The 19342-nt window shown below is 55.9% G+C and carries 13 protein-coding genes; 3 read left to right on the top strand and 10 right to left on the bottom strand.

Going from position 1 to position 19342, the window contains the following annotated elements; translation table 11 throughout:
- Positions 1-21: 21 nt before the first annotated feature.
- The 8 genes from LNA76_RS02595 to LNA76_RS02560 all read right to left on the bottom strand — a co-directional run bounded on the left by LNA76_RS02595 (position 22) and on the right by LNA76_RS02560 (position 11281).
- A complete protein-coding gene (locus LNA76_RS02595) occupies positions 22-1227 on the bottom strand; it encodes a hypothetical protein (RefSeq protein ID WP_230017832.1) in 1206 nt (401 codons plus the stop codon).
- Positions 1228-1463: 236 nt separating this feature from the next.
- Entirely contained in the window at positions 1464-2312 is an 849-nt protein-coding gene (locus LNA76_RS02590) for a hypothetical protein (protein WP_230017830.1), read from the bottom strand.
- Entirely contained in the window at positions 2309-3178 is an 870-nt protein-coding gene (locus LNA76_RS02585; RefSeq protein WP_230017829.1) for a TcpQ domain-containing protein, read from the bottom strand. Before LNA76_RS02585 ends, LNA76_RS02590 begins: the two co-directional genes overlap by 4 nt.
- Before the next feature lie 103 nt (positions 3179-3281).
- Positions 3282-4595, bottom strand: coding sequence for an extracellular solute-binding protein (locus LNA76_RS02580; RefSeq protein ID WP_094197073.1), 1314 nt, complete (start codon positions 4593-4595; stop codon positions 3282-3284).
- 7 nt (positions 4596-4602) lie between these two features.
- Positions 4603-5856 (bottom strand): D-amino acid dehydrogenase, encoded by a 1254-nt coding sequence (locus LNA76_RS02575; protein WP_230017828.1) that lies wholly within the window; start codon positions 5854-5856, stop codon positions 4603-4605.
- A 37-nt stretch (positions 5857-5893) separates the two neighbouring features.
- Positions 5894-6928: a CDP-6-deoxy-delta-3,4-glucoseen reductase gene (locus LNA76_RS02570; protein WP_094197075.1), complete on the bottom strand. Its 1035-nt coding sequence runs from the start codon at positions 6926-6928 to the stop codon at positions 5894-5896.
- Positions 6929-6989: 61 nt separating this feature from the next.
- On the bottom strand, positions 6990-9299 hold the full coding sequence (gene parC, locus LNA76_RS02565) for a DNA topoisomerase IV subunit A (protein WP_094197076.1): 2310 nt from the start codon (positions 9297-9299) through the stop codon (positions 6990-6992).
- A 20-nt stretch (positions 9300-9319) separates the two neighbouring features.
- Positions 9320-11281, bottom strand: coding sequence for a DNA topoisomerase IV subunit B (locus LNA76_RS02560; RefSeq protein ID WP_094197077.1), 1962 nt, complete (start codon positions 11279-11281; stop codon positions 9320-9322).
- Between the two features lie 233 nt (positions 11282-11514).
- On the opposite strand from LNA76_RS02560, the gene trxA reads away from it, so the two are divergent.
- The 3 genes from trxA to gdhA all read left to right on the top strand — a co-directional run bounded on the left by trxA (position 11515) and on the right by gdhA (position 14650).
- The gene (gene trxA, locus LNA76_RS02555) at positions 11515-11841 is read left to right on the top strand and encodes a thioredoxin TrxA (protein ID WP_094197078.1); all 327 of its coding nucleotides are present in this window, start codon (positions 11515-11517) and stop codon (positions 11839-11841) included.
- A gap of 69 nt (positions 11842-11910) precedes the next feature.
- Positions 11911-13167 carry a transcription termination factor Rho gene (rho, locus tag LNA76_RS02550; RefSeq protein WP_094197079.1) on the top strand — a complete coding sequence of 419 codons (1257 nt, stop codon included), beginning with the start codon at positions 11911-11913 and terminating at the stop codon, positions 13165-13167.
- 142 nt (positions 13168-13309) lie between these two features.
- On the top strand, positions 13310-14650 hold the full coding sequence (gdhA, locus tag LNA76_RS02545; RefSeq protein ID WP_094197080.1) for an NADP-specific glutamate dehydrogenase: 1341 nt from the start codon (positions 13310-13312) through the stop codon (positions 14648-14650).
- A gap of 129 nt (positions 14651-14779) precedes the next feature.
- Here the strand turns inward: gdhA and bla are convergent, their stop codons facing one another.
- Positions 14780-15655, bottom strand: a complete 876-nt coding sequence (bla, locus tag LNA76_RS02540; protein WP_108727663.1) for a class A beta-lactamase — start codon at positions 15653-15655, stop codon at positions 14780-14782.
- A gap of 96 nt (positions 15656-15751) precedes the next feature.
- Positions 15752-19339, bottom strand: coding sequence for a YhdP family protein (locus LNA76_RS02535; RefSeq protein WP_230017827.1), 3588 nt, complete (start codon positions 19337-19339; stop codon positions 15752-15754).
- Positions 19340-19342 lie beyond the last annotated feature (3 nt).

The following is a 19342-nucleotide window of genomic DNA, read 5'->3' as shown; positions in this document are numbered from 1 at the left end:
TCAGTTGCTTGAGCTGGCAAGCTAAGTATCAGCGCTCCGCCAAACAGAATGCTCAAATACCTGCGCGCGTTCCTCCTTGCCCGAACCTGCCCACTCATCAACATAGCCTTCCAGCTCCACGATAAAAACGCTGCCCAGCAGCGAGGGATAAGACTGCGGACTCACTGACAAGCTCAACCTGTCCCACTGCAACTGAGGCAAGTGTGCGGCGAGCAGGTAGGCTGAACGCAAAGGAGACTGACTGCTCCAAGTACGACGCCAGGCATCTGGTTCTGATTGATCTCTGGTGCGCCGAGACTCCTTGGCTTGGATCAGAGCCTGTGTCTGCTCCCCAGCCTTTGCTTGCAGCTGTGTGTTCACCTGATTACCGGTTTGAACTTGCCCTGAATACTGAGATTGGTGGTGCGCCTGTGCCCGGGCAAGCGAAAAACGCATAAATGCGGGCTGCAAAGCCTTCAATTCGGCAATCAGGTTGGCTGATGACTCAACAGGCAGCGTTCCCTGACCTTGTGGCGATGGGCGCTGTTGCTCCTTAGGCATATAAGTGCGTTGCACATGCAATTCAGCCTGCCCTGCCCCTGTCAGCGCCAGCATGTTCGGAGCGCGAGTTTGACGCTGCATGGCTAAACTAAAGCTTTGTACATCTTCAAACCCATAGCGTGCATGACAGTCCCAAGAAGCCACGCGACGACGGCAGTCCACCTCTTGCAAGCGCCAGCCCGCTCCTTGTGCCGGCAGCTCCTCAATCAGATCCAGAACAGTCTGCGCACTAGATAGCGGCAATGTATTACCCTGCTCAAGAACCCCTTTGCCAGCAAGCTGTCGTTCAGCCCCCACCCCACGAGAGTCGGCAGACAAAACGCCTGCCAGAGCCAGCACCACCAGCAACGGCGCAACAAGCAAGCGAAGAGGGACCTTACTGGGACGCCAAAGCTCTCTGCCGCCTTGACGCTGCATACAAGCCTGCGCTCGTCTACCCTGCTCCAGGCACACCCATACATCATTGGGTTGCCGCAGTTCACGTATGGCGGGATAGCGTTCCTGCATTGCCTGTCGCAAGGCCTGCACCTGCCCGACCTGTGTCAGCACACAATCGCTGCCTTCCACAACTAAACCCTGCTCCAATGCCAGGAACCACAGCAGGCCGGGAGCCACGGCCCATAAAAGAAAAACCGCTTCATCAGGGTGATGCACAGCCAGACACGCAGCCGCCGAATAAGCCCGCATATGCCTGCGTTTTACCCGTGTTGGCCCCTCTTGAACCAATCGCAATATCGAGTGTGTCCGTTTGGAATAGAGCCACCGGTTTTGTACCCAGCCTATTGCTTGTCCTGCTGCCTGCCCTTCCAAGAAACAAGCCCAATGCGATTGTGTCGAATTCCGAGTGTGAGTCCAGCGCGTGTCCTGTCCGTGACGTGCCCATTGCAAACCAAACCAATACTCACACTTGGCTGTGGAAGCATTCATTTCTCTCTCCCGCCGCTACCCACAGAGCGGCTAGCTCGCGCACTCTCGAAATACCACAATTCAGGCTGGTGCTTCAACGCTGAACCCAATGCCTCCAAGCGTTCCGGTGTATCAGTCACCAACAAAGCATGGGGCGGCACCCCAAGCACCTGGACCCTTCCAGCGCGAGATAGAAAAGCTTGTGCCGTGTCTTGCAGATAAACATGGGCGGCGTTTTCCAGACTTGGCGTTTCAGTCTGCACAGACGTCACAGCGGACTCGAAGGCATTAGCTGCAGGTTTATCCAAATAAGCAGCATTCACAGCTTTGATCAGCGGTAAGGCAAAGTGACGCGTTTCCGTGCGATATAACTCGATACGTCCTGCCCGATAGCGCCACCGAATGCTGTATACCGCGCTGACTTGATTGAGCAACTCCGGCAAGCGTAATTGCTCAAAAACCAGGCTGCCATATTGGGGCGGCACGTCCAACTGATCCCCCACACTGAGTCGCGGCAAGAAAAGCGCCAAAGGCAGTCGCGCCTCCGGGCTGATGGATACCGTCAGATCCGACAAAAAAGACAAGCGGCGCGCCAGTTCATCCAGACCAGGTAAAGGCGTTTCCAAGGAAAAGCTGAATGTCTGTCTGGAACTCATCAGGTCTGGTGAGTCAGCGGCTTGCTGGATGGGCACAGCAGCGCCCAACAGCCAAGGTCTATCAACAGACTGGGCCAGTGCATCTGTAGGCAGGTCTAACTTGCCAAAAAAAACAGCATCGTCCAGCCACGGCGGGTCAAGGTGATGCTCCGCTGTTTCCAAAGCACAGCCCGACAACAAAACCAAAAGCAGCAAAAAGAGGTGATTCATGACCGCTCCTGCTGCTGCACACTCGGGTCGCAGGGTTGCGGACTGGCCAGAACACGCAGCACCTGATTGGAATAAAAACAGGCCTGCAAAGAATGGGCGTTCAGTTGTGCCGCCGTCAGCAATTGGACCACCGCAGACTCAAAGTTCCCCTTAAAGCTGGCGGCAGCCTTGACAGGAAAATCCACCTCCAAAGTCCAATGTTCCGGCGCAAAAACCCATTTCGCTTGTTTGGCCCAACGCATTAACGCCTGCCTTAGCGTCCGATCTTTCAAACGCAGTTCAAAAACAGTGGAATCAGGGTTCGGGAGATTGACCGCCCACATATCCGAGCTGGCTTGAAAGGCAACCCGTTGCACCAACTGTGCGGGCGCGGGCCCTGGTTCCAGCTCCAGCACTTGTACCGCCCCCACAGAGCTCGGTTTCAAGGGATCTCCTACAAGCAAAGGCTGGGCTAAAACATCCGATTCCTCTGCCCCTGACAAGGCAGAGCCTTCACTCTGGCTACTCTTGCGCCGCAGACTGGCCTGTGCCTGCGCCCTGCCTGCACGAAACACCAGCTCCGCCCACAAGCCATCGACTAACTGAAACTGCCCCGAAGGTCGTAGCGACAGCAGCACTTCCTGTCCGTCCCTGCGGCCAAACACCGCTGGCAAAATCTGATCTGGTGCAAAATGCAGCCAAATGCGCGTCCCGTTATCAAAGACCTGCATAGGCCCCACTTTGGGGTCGCCGGATAAGCGCCAATCAAAATTGAAGACGCGCGCACCCGGATCGGCCAACAGACCATCCGGCCCCTGACTGGACTGACAGGCAGACAGCCCAAGCGCACAGATCAGCACGATGCAGAAACGGACAAGAAAACGCATTACAAACACCCAAAGAAAAAACCCCATGTCCCGTCAAGGGCATGGGGTCTATCTTCAAGGATGCTTGCTCAAGCCGCTAGATCGGCTTGTACGCACAGATAAATCAGCGTCCTCTCTGTGCCACCAAACGATTAGCTTGCGTGGCGGCAGTACGCAATGCCGTCATGGCAGGTTGCTGCCCATCCAGCGCACTTTCCAGGCTCTGATTGAACACGGCACGAATCTGACGGTAGTTACGGAAATTGCCCTTGGCTGTGCCCGACGTACCGCTGCTGTAGGCTCCCACCAGGTGCATCCAGTCGCCCTTGTCCTTGTAGTAGTCGTTGCCTGTGGCATTAAAGGCTTCGCGGCTCACCGGTAAAAAACCTGTCTTCTGGTACCAACGTGCGGCGTTCTCAGGCTGAGCCAACCAGCTGATGAAACGGGCCGAAGCCTGATTCTGTTCGGCATTATGGCCTTTTACCGCCCACAGCGCCGATCCGGTCACAAACGGTTTACCAGGAGTTTGGGTCACTTCAGGATAGTAAGGCAGACCAGTCACTGCGTACTTCAAGCCACGCGTGTCGCTGTATTCACCAATATGGCCGGAGTTCGAGAACATGACGGCACATTCGCCCTTGGCAAAGCGCTGGGGCGATTCTGGCAATGTGCCGGGCTTGACCATCAGCTCGGATTTCACCCAACTGATCATCATGGACAGGTGACGGATGTACATCACATCAAAGTCAAAGCCCACTTTGCCTTTCACCTTGGGACCCGGTGCCAGACCGTAAATCTGGTTATTCACCGCTGCCAGGTTCTCCAGGTTGATGGAGACAGACTGATCCGAAGTCAAGGGACAACGGCGCGAGCCTTTATTGGCCAGATCGACGAGCTGGGCCTGCAAATCCAGCCAGACACGGCTGGGCACCGCAGGCTCGATCTTGGCTTTATCAAACGCGTCCAGGTTGTAGTACATGACCGGAATTTCGGCCATATAAGGGAAGCCTTGCAATTGACCGCGGCCATTGCGCACAAAGGAGTTCGAGGCCAGGAACCAGGACACATTATCCATTTTTTCCCGAGCCAGCAAGGTGTGCATAGGCATGATGTAGGGGCGATCAGCGACCTCGTCCAGACCGGACATCTCGCCTAATTGCACCAGATTGGGCAAATCCTTGCCCGCTTGCAAAACCTGTTCTAAAGAAGCTTCCGTATCATGAGCCTTGACCGACACCTTGACATCGCTCTGGCTACGATTGAAATCCCGAACCAAGCGTTCAAACTCGTCCTGATTGTGCGAGTTCAAAGCGGTCCAGACCTGAATATCAACGGCTGCCAGGGCAGTCGACCCGAACAGCAAAGCGGCTGAGCCACCCGCTGCCATCGCCAAAGCCATAACACCCCGTTTCAACAGTAATCCGCGTAGATTTTTCATACATCCTTCATGATAAAAAAGGAAATTCAGGTTCGGGTTTGTGTCCCATGAGCAGGTCTGCCAGGGCTCGGCCAGAGCCTACACCCATCGTCCACCCCAGGGTGCCATGCCCGGTATTCAGGTACAGGTTAGGTATGGAAGAGCGGCCTATCAGTGGGATATTTGATGCTGTGGCAGGACGCAGTCCTGACCAGAAATGAACATTATCAAAATCCAATGCGCTTGGGAACAGATCCGCTACATGCGTTAACAAAGCCTGACAGCGGGCGGGGTTCAAATTGCGCGAATAGCCCGACAACTCTGCAGTTCCAGCGACCCGCAGGCTATCGCCTAAGCGGGAAAAAACAAGTTTGTGATCTTTATCGGTCAGGCTGACCGTGGGCGCCCCCTCGGGAACCAGTACCGGAAAGGTAGCCGAATAGCCTTTAGCCGGGTAAACGGAGCAGGAAATCCCCAGCGGCTGCAAGACGGTGGGACTGAAGCTACCCATGGCCACCACAAAGGCGTCTGCCTGTATGGACTCGTACGTACCGTCCGGGCCAATGACCTCAACACCTACCACACGCCCCTTGGCCGTCAGCAAACGGGTGATTTGTGTAGAAAAGCGAAACTCCACCCCGGCTCGCTTGGCCATGGCCGCCAAACCGCAGGTAAATTGGTTGGCATCACCGGATTCATCATCCTTGGTATAGTCGCCACCCACAATCTGGCCACGGGCCGACGCCAGAGCAGGCTCTAACTGCACCAGCTCGTCCACGCTCATGATGCGGCGATCCACCCCCATATCGCGCATGATATCGGCCATCTGCTGAGAATCATCCAGGCTTTGAGCATCACGGTAAAAAGTGATGATGCCTTTTTCCTGATGGCGGTAATCAAAATCCAGGCTAGGACGCAATTGCTTGAGTGTGCTGCGGCTGTATTCCGCCATGGCCACCAGGGCGCGCACATTGGGCGTAACCCGTCCAGGCAGGCATTCACGCATGAACGACAGGCACCAGCGCCACTGGCGCAGATCCAGACGCGGACGGAATAACAAGGGAGCATCGTCCTGCAACAACCACTTCAGCAGTTTGAACGGCATTTTCGGGTTGGCCCAGGGCTCGGCATACGACACCGAAATCTGGCCGCCATTGGCACGCGAGGTTTCCTGCGCAGGGCCGGTTCCCCGCTCCACGACCACCACCTCACAACCTTGCTGGCTAAGCCACCAGGCAGTTGATACCCCAATAATGCCGCTGCCCAGAACTGCTACTTTCATGTGTACTGTCCGCTTGTTGAGCTATTGACCAAGACGCTTACTTTACATCTGCCAGGGACGTAAAGGCATCTGCAAAATAATTGTCCGGATTCAGTTGGGCCTGCTCCACAAAATCCTTGCGCGCCGCTTCAACCATGCCCGGCGCGCCACAGGCGTATACCTGCCAGGCTGACAGGTCCGGCAAATCAGCCAGCACAGCTTGATGCACAAAACCGGTGCGGCCTGTCCAGCCATCTTCAGGCTGAGCGTCGGAGACCACCGGAATGAAACGCAAATTAGGCAATTCGCTGGCCCATTTCTCGGCCAGTTCGCGCTGGTACAAATCCTTGGGTCGACGCCCGCCCCAGTACAGCGCCACTTCGCGCTGGCTGCCGGTTTGAATCAGGCGTTCGATCAAGGCCTTGATCGGAGCAAAGCCCGTACCGCTGGCCAGGAACACCATAGGAGCCGCGCTGTCTTCACGCAGAAAGAAAGAACCCAGAGGCGCTTCCACACGCAGAATTTCGCGCTCTTTCATGGCGGTGGCACCGGCACCGAACACGTGATCGGTAAACACGCCGCCGGGCATGTGACGAATATGCAATTCCACCTGATTGTCTTCCCGTGGCGGTGTGGCCATGGAGTAGCTGCGACGGCTGCCGTCCTTCAGGATGAACTCCAGATACTGACCCGGGTAGTAACGAAATGGCTCGGACGACGGCATTTGCAGACGCACCACCATCACATCATCACGTACTTTTTCCAGGCCCACCACGCGCGAGGGCATTTTGCGAATCTGGATATCGGTCGCCATACGAATTTCGTGGGACTCGATCAACATGTCGCTGCTGGGCTTGGCCTGACAAAACAGGGTGTAGCCTGCAGCGCGATCCTCTTCGCTCAACAATTGCTCGGGCGCACGGCCTGCCTCGTACTCACCTTCAATGACCTTGCCACGGCAAGACGAACAGGTGCCGTTGCGGCAGCTATAGGGCAAGACGATACCGGCATTCAGTGCGCCATCCAGCACAGACTGTCCGGGCTGAACGTCAAAACTGTGCCCGCTGGGCTGAACCGTGACTTTGAAACTCATATCCAACACTCAAAAAAGAAATCTATCAGGCGGAGGGCCAGCCTCCGGCGGCTATACAAATTCAGGCCTGTTCAGGTCGATGCAACACAGGGTCGTTCAATTTGAGCGACAGGGTCTTGCCCTTGCCTGCGCGCTTGCCCAGATAATTGGCCAGCATATCCAGATCCATCACGATGGTAGACGGACGTTTGCGATTCACCCCGCTAACGGCCAGCCCCGCCTCCCCAAAGGCCACCCATTGACTGAGCGTATCGCCATCGTTCAGCTTGATCAGCACCGTGCCACGGCCGCCTTTGGACAGCACCTTCAGTTCCTTGATATCCACCACCAGGAAACGCCCCTGTTCGCTGAGCAGGCCTACGTACTGGTCATCCGGACGCAAGGCCAAAGGTTTGAGCAGCTTTTTGCCGTCCTCAATAGTGACAAACTGCTTGCCCGCTTTCTGGCGTGTATTCATGTCGCCTTGAGAGGCCACAAAACCGTAGCCGTCGCAGGCAGCCAGCAAATAGTTCTGATCCAAAGGAGCGCCCAGGATGTGCTCGATAGGCGCACTGGGGCTGACTTCAATCATGGAGGTAATGGGCTGACCGTCTCCACGCGCCGAAGGCAAGCTGGAGACCGGAACAGTATAGACCCGGCCATCGGTGCCGATGGCGACCAGGTCTGTGGTACTACGGCACTCCAGCGCATCGCGCAAGCCATCGCCGGTCTTGAAACTGAACTGTGAAGCGTCATGACCGTGGCCCTGGCGCGAACGCAGCCAGCCTTTGCGCGACACAATCACGGTGACCGGCTCATCCACCACCTTGGTTTCCAGCACAGCACGCTCGGCCGCTTCAATCAAGGTGCGACGCTCATCGCCATAGGTTTTAACGTCTGCTTCGATTTCTCGAATCATCAAGCGTTTCAAGGATTTGGGATCGTCCAACAGCTTTTGCAAAGACTCCTGTTCCTCCAGGCGCTCTTTCAGCTCTTTCTCGATCTTGAAACCTTCCAGACGGGCCAACTGACGCAAGCGCATTTCCAGAATATCGTCAGCCTGGCGCTCGCTTAAATCAAAGCGCTCCATCAAGGCAGCACGCGGCTCGTCGGACTCACGAATGGTTTGAATGACCTCGTCCACATTCAGGTACACCACCATGCGCCCTTGCAGCACATGAATACGATCGGTGACCTTGTCCAGACGGTAACGAGTACGACGCTCCATCGTGTGACGACGAAATTCCAGCCAGCTCAGCAAGACCTGACGCAGGGAGCGCTGGCCAGGACGACCGTCCGTATCGATACATACCAGGTTGATGGAGACGTTGCGCTCCAGGCTGGTCTGTGCCAGCAAGGTGGTCACGAACTCGTCCCGATCAATGGCGCGGGATTTGGGTTCAAACACCAATCGCACCGCAGCCTGCTTGCCGGACTCATCGCGCACGGCGTCGAGCATGTTCAGCATCAAGGCTTTGGTTTGCTGTTGCTCGGTGCTCAGGGATTTCTTGCCCGCCTTGACCTTGGGATTGGTGCGCTCTTCAATCTCTTCCAGAATCTGCTGAGAGGAGCTGCCGGGCGGCAATTCAGTGACCACCAATTGCCATTGACCACGTGCCATTTCCTCAAATACCCAACGGGCACGTGCCTTGATGGAGCCCCGGCCCTGAGCGTACACCGCCGCAATATCATCGGCAGCGGAAATGATCTGGCCACCCCCTGCAAAATCCGGGCCAGGAATGATCTCGTGGATGTCCTGGTCGCTTAAATTCGGGTTGCGCAGCAGGCTGACACAGGCTTGGGCTACCTCACGCAGGTTGTGCGACGGAATCTCGGTGGCCATCCCGACAGCAATCCCCGATGCGCCGTTAAGCAACATGATGGGCAAGCGGGCTGGCAAGGTCACCGGCTCTTTCTGGCTGCCATCGTAGTTGGGGATAAAGTCCACCGTGCCTTCGTCCAGCTCGTCCAGCAGCAAACGCGAGAACGGAGTCAGGCGCGCTTCCGTATAACGCATAGCGGCGGCATTGTCGCCATCGCGCGAGCCAAAATTGCCCTGCCCGTCCACCAGCGGATAGCGCAGCACAAAATCCTGCGCCATACGCACCATGGCGTCATAGGCGGCCTGGTCACTGTGGGGGTGATATTTACCCAGCACATCCCCCACCACGCGCGCCGATTTCACAGGCTTGGCCGTTGGGCCCAGACCCATGGCATCCATCGCATACAGAATGCGGCGCTGTACCGGCTTCTGACCATCGGTCAGGTCGGGCAAAGCCCGTCCGCGTACGACCGAGACGGCGTAATCCAGATAAGCCTGTTCCGCATAAGTCCCCAGCGTGATGCTATCGTCCGATCCCGCCGGCTCAAAATCCAATTGATTGCTGTCCATAAATAACTCTTAAATCGGGCTTAGACGTCCAGATCGGCCAAATTGCCTTTTTCTTCCAACCAGGCACGGCGGGCAGAGGCCTCGCCCTTGCCCATCAGCATGGTGAACATGGCCTGCGTGCCGCTTAAGCCATCTTCGCCCCAATGCACTGGCAATAAACGACGGGTATCCGGATTCATGGTGGTATCCCACAACTGCTCCGCACTCATTTCACCCAAACCTTTAAAACGGCTGATGCTCCAGGACTCGTTGCGTATGCCTTCATTGCGCAACTTCTCCAAAGTGGCATCCAGCTCGCCCTGATCCAGACAATAGATCTTGCGAGCCGGGCGTTTGCCAGCGGCAGGCACATCGACGCGGAACAAAGGTGGGCGCGCCACATACACGTGCCCGGCTTCGATCAGCTTGGGGAAATGGCGGAAAAACAAAGTCAGCAAGAGCACCTGAATGTGCGAGCCGTCCACGTCCGCATCGGACAGGATACAAATGCGGCCATAGCGCAAACCGGACAAATCCGGCTCGGACTGGGCATCATGCGGGTCCACGCCAATGGCTACGGAAATATCATGAATTTCCTGGTTGGCGAACAGGCGATCCCGGTCCACTTCCCAGGCGTTCAGCACCTTGCCGCGCAGGGGCAAGATGGCCTGAAATTCCTTGTCGCGGCCCATTTTTGCAGAGCCACCGGCCGAGTCGCCTTCGACCAGAAATAGTTCGGAGCTCTCCAGATCGTGCGATTCGCAGTCCGTGAGCTTGCCGGGCAACACGGCTACCCCGGAGCTTTTACGTTTTTCCACTTTCTGGGCCGAACGGGTACGGGCCTGAGCCTGACGCACCGCCACTTCAGCCAATTTTCGACCCTGATCCACATTCGCATGCAGATGCAGTTCCAGTGCGTTGCGTACATAGCCACTGACCAGACGCACGGCATCGCGGCTATTGAGTTTTTCCTTGATTTGCCCCTGGAATTGCGGATCCAGCACTTTGGCCGACAGCACAAAACTGGCACGGGCAAAAACGTCCTCAGCCTGCAGCTTGACGCCCTTGGGAATCAAACTGTGCAGCTCGGCAAAGCTGCGCACGGCCTGATACAGACCATCACGCAAGCCCGATTCGTGCGTCCCCCCGGCACTGGTCGGAATCAGATTGACATAAGACTCGCGCACAATCTGAGAGTCCAGGGTCCAGGCCACGACCCAATGAGCCCCTTCACCAGGGGAGAAATTATCGTCATCTTTCGGGGCGTACTGGCGGCCCTCGAATAGAGGCACCAACAACTCCACGCCGTCCATCTCTTCTTGCAAATAACCGCGCAAACCGTCCTCATAGCACCATTGCTGGCGCTGGCCGGTTTTCTGCTGCACCAGCTCCACGGTCACCCCTTCCAGCAAGACCGCTTTGCTATGCAGGATGTGCGTCAGTTGAGCCAGGGGAATCTGGGCGGAGTCAAAGTACTTGGGGTCAGGCCAGACCCGCACACGGGTCCCGGTCTTGCGCTTGCCCACGGTGCCCGTCTGGGTCAGGGGCTGCTCCAGCTCGCCGTCGGCAAACACAATTTCATTGGCTTGCCCGTCGCGCCAGACCAGCACTTCCAGGCGACGCGACAAGGCGTTGGTCACCGACACACCCACCCCATGCAAACCGCCGGAAAAGGCATAGGCTCCGCCATTGAGCTTGTCGAACTTGCCCCCGGCATGCAGTCGAGTGAACACCAGCTCAACCACGGGCGCATTCTCTTCAGGATGCAAGCCAACGGGAATACCGCGCCCATCATCCTCGACCTGGATACCGCCGTCCTCCAGCAAGGTAACGGTCAGGGTGCGGGCAAAACCAGCCAGGGCTTCGTCGGCGGCGTTATCGATGACCTCCTGCACAATATGCAGGGGATTATCCGTGCGGGTATACATGGCCGGGCGCTGCCGGACCGGTTCCAGCCCTTTAAGCACCCGTATAGAAGATTCGTCGTAACGTGTAGTAGACAACTTGATTCCCGGTAGATCGTACAGAAAAACGCTATTTTACGAGTGGTTAGGCGCCAGTGGGGAAACGCTTTATTGGCGCGCGTTGCGCAGTGAATGCACATTATCAACCAGACGCAATGGTATCCTGTCAAAAATTGGCAACAAGACCGTCGCAATTGGCCGTAGAATACATTGTGCTCAGGTCACGCCACACGTATAGTTTTTCGTTATCTTTTATTTTTTTGCATTTTGCCATGAGCGACTCCATCATTCACGTTACAGACGCCTCCTTCGAGAGCGACGTCCTCAAAGCCGACCTTCCTGTTTTGGTCGATTATTGGGCTGCCTGGTGCGGCCCCTGTAAAATGATTGCACCTTTGCTTGATGAGGCGGCCGAACTGTATCAAGGTCGTGTTATCATCGCTAAGCTCAATGTCGATGAAAATCCCGACACTCCTGCTCAATTCGGTGTTCGCGGTATTCCAACGCTCATGCTGTTTAAAGACGGTAAAGTCGCCCAGACTAAAGTCGGTGCACTTTCCAAGTCTCAACTTAGCGCGTTTCTCGACAGCTCCCTGTAATCTCTGATTAACCGCACGCAGGCCCATCGCTGGCCTGCGGTCTGCTGCTGAAAGCCCTTCCCCACACTCATGCACCTGAACGAATTAAAAGCTCTGCACGTCTCGCAGCTGCTAGAAATGGCTGCCACTTTGGAAATCGACAACGCGAACCGCTTGCGCAAGCAAGAGCTGATGTTCGCGATCATGAAAAAGCACGCCAAAAAAGGCGAGCAGATTTTCGGTGACGGGGTGCTTGAAGTCCTGCCGGATGGTTTTGGCTTCCTGCGTTCGCCAGAAACCTCCTACCTGGCCAGCACAGACGATATTTATATCTCTCCCTCGCAGATACGCCGTTTCAATCTGCACACAGGCGACTCCATTGAAGGCGAAGTGCGCACCCCTAAAGACGGTGAACGCTACTTTGCCCTGGTCAAGGTCGACAAGGTCAACGGCATGCAGCCCGAGGCCATCAAACATCGCATCATGTTTGAGAACCTGACCCCGCTGCATCCTGATCAGCCCATGCGCCTGGAGCGTGACATCAAAAGTGAAGAGAACATCACAGGCCGTATCCTGGATATCTTCTCGCCTATCGGCAAGGGCCAGCGCGCCCTGATCGTAGCCAGCCCCAAATCCGGTAAAACCGTGATGATGCAGCACATGGCTCACGCCATCACGACCAATTACCCCGAGGCCGTCATGATCGTCCTGCTAGTGGACGAACGCCCCGAGGAAGTGACCGAAATGCAGCGTACCGTACGCGGCGAAGTGGTGGCCTCCACCTTTGATGAACCCGCGACGCGTCACGTACAAGTGGCCGAAATGGTGATCGAAAAGGCCAAACGCCTGGTTGAATTGAAAAAAGACGTGGTGATCCTGCTGGACTCCATTACCCGTCTGGCTCGCGCCTACAACACTGTGGTCCCTGCTTCGGGCAAGGTATTGACCGGTGGTGTAGACGCCAACGCCCTGCAGCGCCCCAAACGCTTTTTTGGTGCTGCCCGTAATCTGGAAGAAGGTGGCTCCTTGACCATCATCGGTACTGCCCTGATCGAGACCGGCAGCCGCATGGACGAAGTCATCTATGAAGAATTTAAAGGTACCGGCAACTGCGAGATCCATCTGGAGCGCCGCCTGGCCGAAAAACGCATTTACCCTGCCATCAACCTGAACAAGTCAGGTACACGTCGCGAAGAATTACTGATCAAACCCGACCTTCTACAAAAGGTCTGGGTTTTGCGCAAATTCATCCACGGAATGGATGAAATTGAAGCCATGGAGTTTATCCTGGACAAAATCCGGGCAACAAAGACCAACTCCGAATTCTTCGACATGATGAAGAAGTAAATCGAACATCCTGCGCAAGCCTCTCTATACGAGAGGCTTGCTTGCGATGGGCGTATTGATCGGGTGCAATCCCATGCATCCATTCTTTCAATCTGCTGAGTTCTACTCGAAATCTCAGTATTGCAAACAGAGTTCGCTTGCAATGAAATCTATCTCTCTAGAACAGTTCCTAGCCAGAGTGCAGTCCCGCGACCCAAGTCAGCCTGAATTTATGCAGGCCGTACGGGAAGTGATGACCAGCTTGTGGCCCTTCATCGAGAAAAACCCCCAGTACGCCGACCACGGTCTGCTCGAGCGTCTGGTTGAACCCGAACGTGTTATCCAGTTTCGTATTTCCTGGGTAGATGATCGTGGTCAGGTTCAGGTCAATCGCGGTTTCCGTATTCAGCACAATAATGCCATTGGTCCTTTCAAGGGCGGCATGCGCTTTCACCCCTCGGTCAATCTGTCTATCCTGAAGTTCCTGGCTTTTGAGCAGACCTTCAAAAATGCCTTGACCACCCTGCCCATGGGCGGCGGCAAAGGCGGCGCGGATTTTGATCCCAAAGGCAAATCAGATGGCGAAGTCATGCGCTTTTGCCAGGCCCTGATTGTTGAGCTTTACCGTCATCTGGGTCCAGACACCGACGTTCCTGCAGGTGATATCGGCGTAGGCGCGCGTGAAGTGGGCTTTATGGCCGGCATGATGAAAAAACTCTCCAACAGCGCGGCCAGTGTCTTTACCGGCAAGGATTTGTGCTTTGGCGGCAGTTTGATTCGTCCTGAGGCCACGGGCTATGGCACCGTATATTTCGTACAGGAAATGTTGGCACGTAAAGGGCTGTCTTTAGACGGCATGACAGTGTCCGTTTCTGGCTCGGGCAATGTCGCTCAGTACGCCATTGAAAAATGCCTGGACCTGGGTGCCAAAGTGGTGACCGTTTCCGACTCGCAAGGTTGCGTGGTGGATATGGATGGCTTTACGCGTGAAAAACTGGCGGCTCTGATGCACATTAAAAATGTACAGCGCGGCAGCTTGGTCGATTATGCCCAACAACACCGCCTGCTGTACGAGCACGGAAAACGTCCTTGGCACATCCCCGTCGATGTCGCCCTGCCTTGCGCAACCCAGAACGAGCTCGATGGCAAAGACGCCGAAATTCTGATCAAGAATGGTGTGCGTTGCGTCGCCGAAGGTGCCAATATGCCCAGCACGCTGGACGCAGTCGATGCCTTTATCCACGCCAAGATTCTGTATGCCCCAGGTAAAGCCAGCAATGCTGGTGGTGTCGCCGTCTCTGGTCTGGAAATGAGCCAAAACGCCCAGCGTTTGAACTGGACACGTGAACAAGTTGACGCAAAGCTGCACTCCATCATGCGTGACATCCACGAAAATTGTGTGAACTATGGTCAAGAAAGCGACTTCATCCACTACGTTAACGGCGCCAATATTGCCGGCTTTGTCAAAGTCGCCAATGCCATGCGTCATCAAGGTGTTTATTAAGTTTTGCGCCTTGCTCAGTAGTCAAAAAACCGCCCACAAGGCGGTTTTTTTTGTCCACAGAATCCGACATTCATATAACGGCAGCCAGATAAGCTCCCTGAAAAAAGCTCGTCAGCGCTCCACAAAAAATCAAAACCGAGCTTTTTGATCCACCGCCGCTGCCATGGCCTTGCCAATCGTGGCTATGGCCGCATTGCGCGCTTCCATCGAGGCCTTGGTTTCCGTGATGTAGACAGCCGCCACCAGCGGCCCACGCTCAGGGGGCCACATCACCGCCACGACACCGCGTGTGCCGTAAGCGGCTGCCCCGGTTCGGTCTGCTACGGTCCAGCTTTCAGGAACGCCAGCTCGCAACAAGGGTCCGCCCACTTCGTTATGGCGCAACCAGTCAATCAGCCGATCACGGTCTGAGGCTTTAAGCGCGTCGCCCAAAACCAGATTCCGCAAAGTTTGCACCATGGCTTGCGGGGTCGTTGTGTCGCGCAGGTCGCCGGGCGTGGCTTCATTCAAGCTGGGCTCGTTGCGATCCAGGCGCGTCACCGTGTCACCCACGCCACGAAGAAAGGACGTGATAGCCTCAGGCCCGCCCAGAATCTCCAAAACCCCATTAGCGGCACTATTGTCGCTGTTGCGCATCGTGATCGCACACAATTGAGCTGCTGATACCTGCTGGCCGATCAGCTCCTTTGTGGTGGGTGCGTAAGACTGAATGGCCTCCTCCTTGATCAGCCAGGCAGTTTTCATCGCACCTGGCCCTCGGGCCAACAAAGCCGCACAGATCAAGGCCTTGCTGGTACTGGCCATAGGAAAGCGCTCATCGGCACGGTATTGCCACCACTGCCCGTCTGCCGTGTCCAGTACGGCCAGACCAACACGGGCCTGCAAGGACTGTTCGACCTCTTGTACGGCCCGAACCACCGGATGGGTTTGCGCCCCAACAGCATGGAAAGACAGGCCCGCCACAACCAATGTCGCTGCCAGTCGTTTCAGTCTATGTGCGCTCATCGGCCCATCCTTGGTATAAGAGTTAAATCACGAAAAAACCTTGCTGCTACCCTGACGAAGACCTACGCAAAAGCGTTTTGGGTAAAGCGCCTGGTCTCAAGGCTCAATCCGCGGCTGCTTCTCTTTTTTCGCAGTGCTGGCCGCCGGCACCTCCAGCTCTTTGAGCTGCGGATCATCAATCTTGCCTGTCACTGCATAAGAGACAGACAGGTGACTGCTCATTGGGATCTGCATCAACCACTGCGTCAACAAAGCCCCTACCCCTACCATCGGGTTAACCGTGAAATAGGCCGCAATCGCCGCGCCGCTCATATCCAGATTCGGATTGACCACCGCAATCAAATCCAACGTCTCATCCTTGATATCAATCCAGCCTTCCAGGTTGACCGCTCCCGCCGGTCCCTTGATCTGATAATTATCCAGCTCCAGCTTGCCCTGCGACAGGTTCATGCGCCCGGTCAGGCTATCGAATGCAAAGCCTTGCTTCACGGCGCCGAACAGGTCCATATCCAGTCTGCTCAAGCGTGAAATGGACTGCAGGCTGAGCAACTCCAGCAATTTGGCCGAGCGTGATTTCAGGCTAATAAAGCGTCCTTTACGTAGATCCACATTGAACTGGCCACGAATGTTGCGCTTATCAAAAGACCAGGGGAAATTACTCCAGAACAAGGCGGCCTGAACCGTTCCCTCGCCATCTTTAATGGACTCTGTCAACAAGCCGCTGACATCCACAAACTGCCCCAAATTGCTTACCTGGCTATTGGCGAGCAATTCCAGCCCTCGCTGTGGCCCACTCAATGCCAAAGAACCGTAACCGTGCAGTTGCATGCCCTGTGCGTTCAAGGAAACGTTTTCAAGGGTCCATTTGTGGCCCTTTCCTGCGGGCTTGCCTTTGGCTTCCAAAGCACCAAAGCGCACGCCCTGTATCTGCAAATCATCCACCTTGAACGAGATCGCAGGCAAAACCAGATCATCGCTCATGGGCAGGTCGGCGTCGGGCCAAGCCCAATCCGGCCTGCCACCATTCAGGTACAAATGGGAAAAATTGGCGTTGAACATGCCGGTATAGCGGCCACCTTGATGCTGCGCCTGCAAACGCCCTTCAGCTTGCTTGGCCTTCAGGCTCAGAAACAAGCTGCCAGCGGCATCTTCCGTGCTTTCCATCTCCAACTGATCCAGCACTTGCCCTCTAAAAAATGCCTGATCCGCTTTCAGGCGCACCCGCTCCAGCAAAGGCAACAGGGGACGGCCCGACGGAATCAAAGGACTGCCGTCCAGATTCTGACCGAACTCCTCGACAACTCTCTCCCAGGCATCCAGATCCATACGGTCATAGCGGCTATGCAATTCCAGGCCACGTTTGGGCCAACTCACCAGCCCCGGCGTTCCCATGCTGCCACTTTGAAAATAGCTGCCTTGACGGGAACCTTGAGCATGCAACAGGTTCAACAAAAAGGTCTGTCTGTCTTGCAGGCTGATCTGCAAGCGGTCCATCTTGGCGGCAGAGTCGCTGCTCCAATCTGCCTTCAATTTGGCTGCACGCTCAGCAGGTTTGTAGAAAGGCTCGGGCAAGTTCAGCGCCAGCCCCGTCAGATCGGACTCCGCGCCAAAGGAAAAAGAACCCTTGGCATCGAGCTTCATTAATACCTGATAGGGAGTCTGCCCTTGCAGACGCTGCACGCCCTTCAATTCCAGGTATTGCTCCAGACCTTGCGCAGTGATCACACCATTTATGCGCAAACCGGGCTTGCCGGGCTCGAGCACACCACTGATTTGGGTGTCGCCCCCCAGCACCTTGCCCGTCAAGGTTTGGGCACTGACGCCCTTTTCACTGAAGGCGAGCTCGCCCTTTAACGCCGTCAATGACGGAGCTTCAGGCATGTACTGAAACTCGCTATTGTTCATCTGGATTTGCCCCTGTACCTGGGTGTCATCCGCATTATCCAAAGGAACCTGCAATTTGATGGGTACAGTCCAATCCCCTTTAACGCGACTGTCGGCCAGCAAGCCATCCAGCAAGGCGTTCAGGGGGGACTGGTGCACCAGGGCCAGATAGCTGGTCGCTGGAGCCTGAGACACGCCCTCCAGCTTCAGAAAGCTGTTTTGCTCCAAGGACGTGATGTGGGTCTGAATATCGCGCAGCACAATATCCGGCTGCTTGGCGATAGGCATGCGCGCCTGCTGAGCCACAATATCCAGATTATCGTTATGCATGCGTATGCTGCCTTGTATGCCTTCCAGACGTGGCCAGGCCAAACGTTGGGGCTGGGCAGGCTGATAATCCACAATCCCTTCACCCAAAATCCCGACCACTTCAAAGCTGCCATCCGCCGGGCTCAGGCCATACGGGAAGGTGTCCAGGCCACCTTGCAAGCGGATTGTCCCGTCTCGTACCGCCCCCTGTACCAGTCCAGCCTGCATCCATTCACGCGCCAAAGGGTTGACCGTCAAAGGCAGGTAATTCACCAAAGCCGCCAGATTCAGGTGCGTGAATTGCCCCTGCCAGTCAGCCACACCCGCCTCAAACTTGGCATCCTCACGCCAGCCACCTGTTAATTGCGCATCTAAATCAGGATTACGCAGAGCCAGATTCATGTTGCCAAGGCGCAGTCTGGCCTGCTCATCGCGATGAACCATGCCTTGGGCATTGAGCTGATCCAATGCCAAATAGTGGGCAAACAAATCGGGCAGGCGCAGACCAAAGCCATTCATCGACAGCGTCCACTGCACATCGCCACTTTGCTTGCCTTGGGCCAATGCCTGCACATCACGTAAACTGCCATTGAGCTCCAGATGGGCTTGCTCCAACTGCAGGCGATCTTCGCTATCCGTCAGCACGGCCACATCCCGCAATTGGGCTGCCAGTTGCATCTGTACGGCCTGGGCGGCTTGAGGCTGACGGGCCTGGGCACGCACATCGATCCAGCCTCTATCCAGAATCACAGGTACGTCCAGCCAAGGGCGCAGCGCGGGAGTATCGACCCCATTGGCCTGCACCGTCATCTCCCAGGGTAAATCCATGACGTCTACATTTTCTGGCAGACGGCGCTTACCCTGCACCCGTAAGGCCAAAGCCAGGGATTCGCCCAGATCGGCGGGCAAGGCCGTAGCCAGATTGACCTCGTGCCAACCCTGCCTGTAGCCAATCTGCAATTCAATCGATGGCAGAGTCAAGGCAGGCGCGCCACGCAGATCATCCTGCCATTGCAAGGACGTACCCTGAATATGAATGCCACGCTGCTCCAGCAACCAACGAACCGGCCCTTGCCAGACTTCGGGTTCTGCTGGGGCACGGTCATTGTTGAGATCCAGTACCTGGCCCATCACCAGAATCTGGCCCTCAGGATCGCGCCGCACCGGGATCGTCAAACCTTGTACATCCAGCTGGCGCAATTGCAGCGAACCGCTGAACAAGGACTTCCAGCTGATATCGGCTTGCAGCTTGGGCAACTGCAACATGGGCTCTTGCCCTGGCTCTGACAGCGACAGGTTCGTCACAGAAAGATGGGGATTCCAGCCCTGCCAGTCGCCTTTTAATTCTTGAATCTGAACTTGCAGGCCGGTTTGCTCACTGATTTTCTCCACCAGATAGGGGCGCAGATTATCCAGTTGGGGCACGAGCAGATAACGTAGCCCGACAAGGCTTAGCATCAGCGCAAAATAGAGCACTAGCGCCAGTCGCACAAG

The sequence above is a fragment of the Alcaligenes sp. MMA genome, from assembly GCF_020907215.1.
Taxonomy (GTDB): Bacteria; Pseudomonadota; Gammaproteobacteria; order Burkholderiales; family Burkholderiaceae_B; genus Alcaligenes; species Alcaligenes aquatilis.
This window is presented reverse-complemented; position numbering and strand designations above follow the sequence as displayed.

Coding starts and splice junctions, on each gene's coding strand:
- rho (WP_094197079.1), top strand. CDS start 11,911: ATGCACCTGAACGAATTAAAAGCTCTGCACGTCTCGCAGCTGCTAGAA.
- gdhA (WP_094197080.1), top strand. CDS start 13,310: ATGAAATCTATCTCTCTAGAACAGTTCCTAGCCAGAGTGCAGTCCCGC.
- LNA76_RS02595 (WP_230017832.1), bottom strand. CDS start 1,227: ATGCGGGCTTATTCGGCGGCTGCGTGTCTGGCTGTGCATCACCCTGAT.
- LNA76_RS02585 (WP_230017829.1), bottom strand. CDS start 3,178: ATGCGTTTTCTTGTCCGTTTCTGCATCGTGCTGATCTGTGCGCTTGGG.
- parC (WP_094197076.1), bottom strand. CDS start 9,299: ATGGACAGCAATCAATTGGATTTTGAGCCGGCGGGATCGGACGATAGC.
- LNA76_RS02575 (WP_230017828.1), bottom strand. CDS start 5,856: ATGAAAGTAGCAGTTCTGGGCAGCGGCATTATTGGGGTATCAACTGCC.
- LNA76_RS02570 (WP_094197075.1), bottom strand. CDS start 6,928: ATGAGTTTCAAAGTCACGGTTCAGCCCAGCGGGCACAGTTTTGACGTT.
- bla (WP_108727663.1), bottom strand. CDS start 15,655: ATGAGCGCACATAGACTGAAACGACTGGCAGCGACATTGGTTGTGGCG.
- LNA76_RS02590 (WP_230017830.1), bottom strand. CDS start 2,312: ATGAATCACCTCTTTTTGCTGCTTTTGGTTTTGTTGTCGGGCTGTGCT.
- trxA (WP_094197078.1), top strand. CDS start 11,515: ATGAGCGACTCCATCATTCACGTTACAGACGCCTCCTTCGAGAGCGAC.
- LNA76_RS02580 (WP_094197073.1), bottom strand. CDS start 4,595: ATGAAAAATCTACGCGGATTACTGTTGAAACGGGGTGTTATGGCTTTG.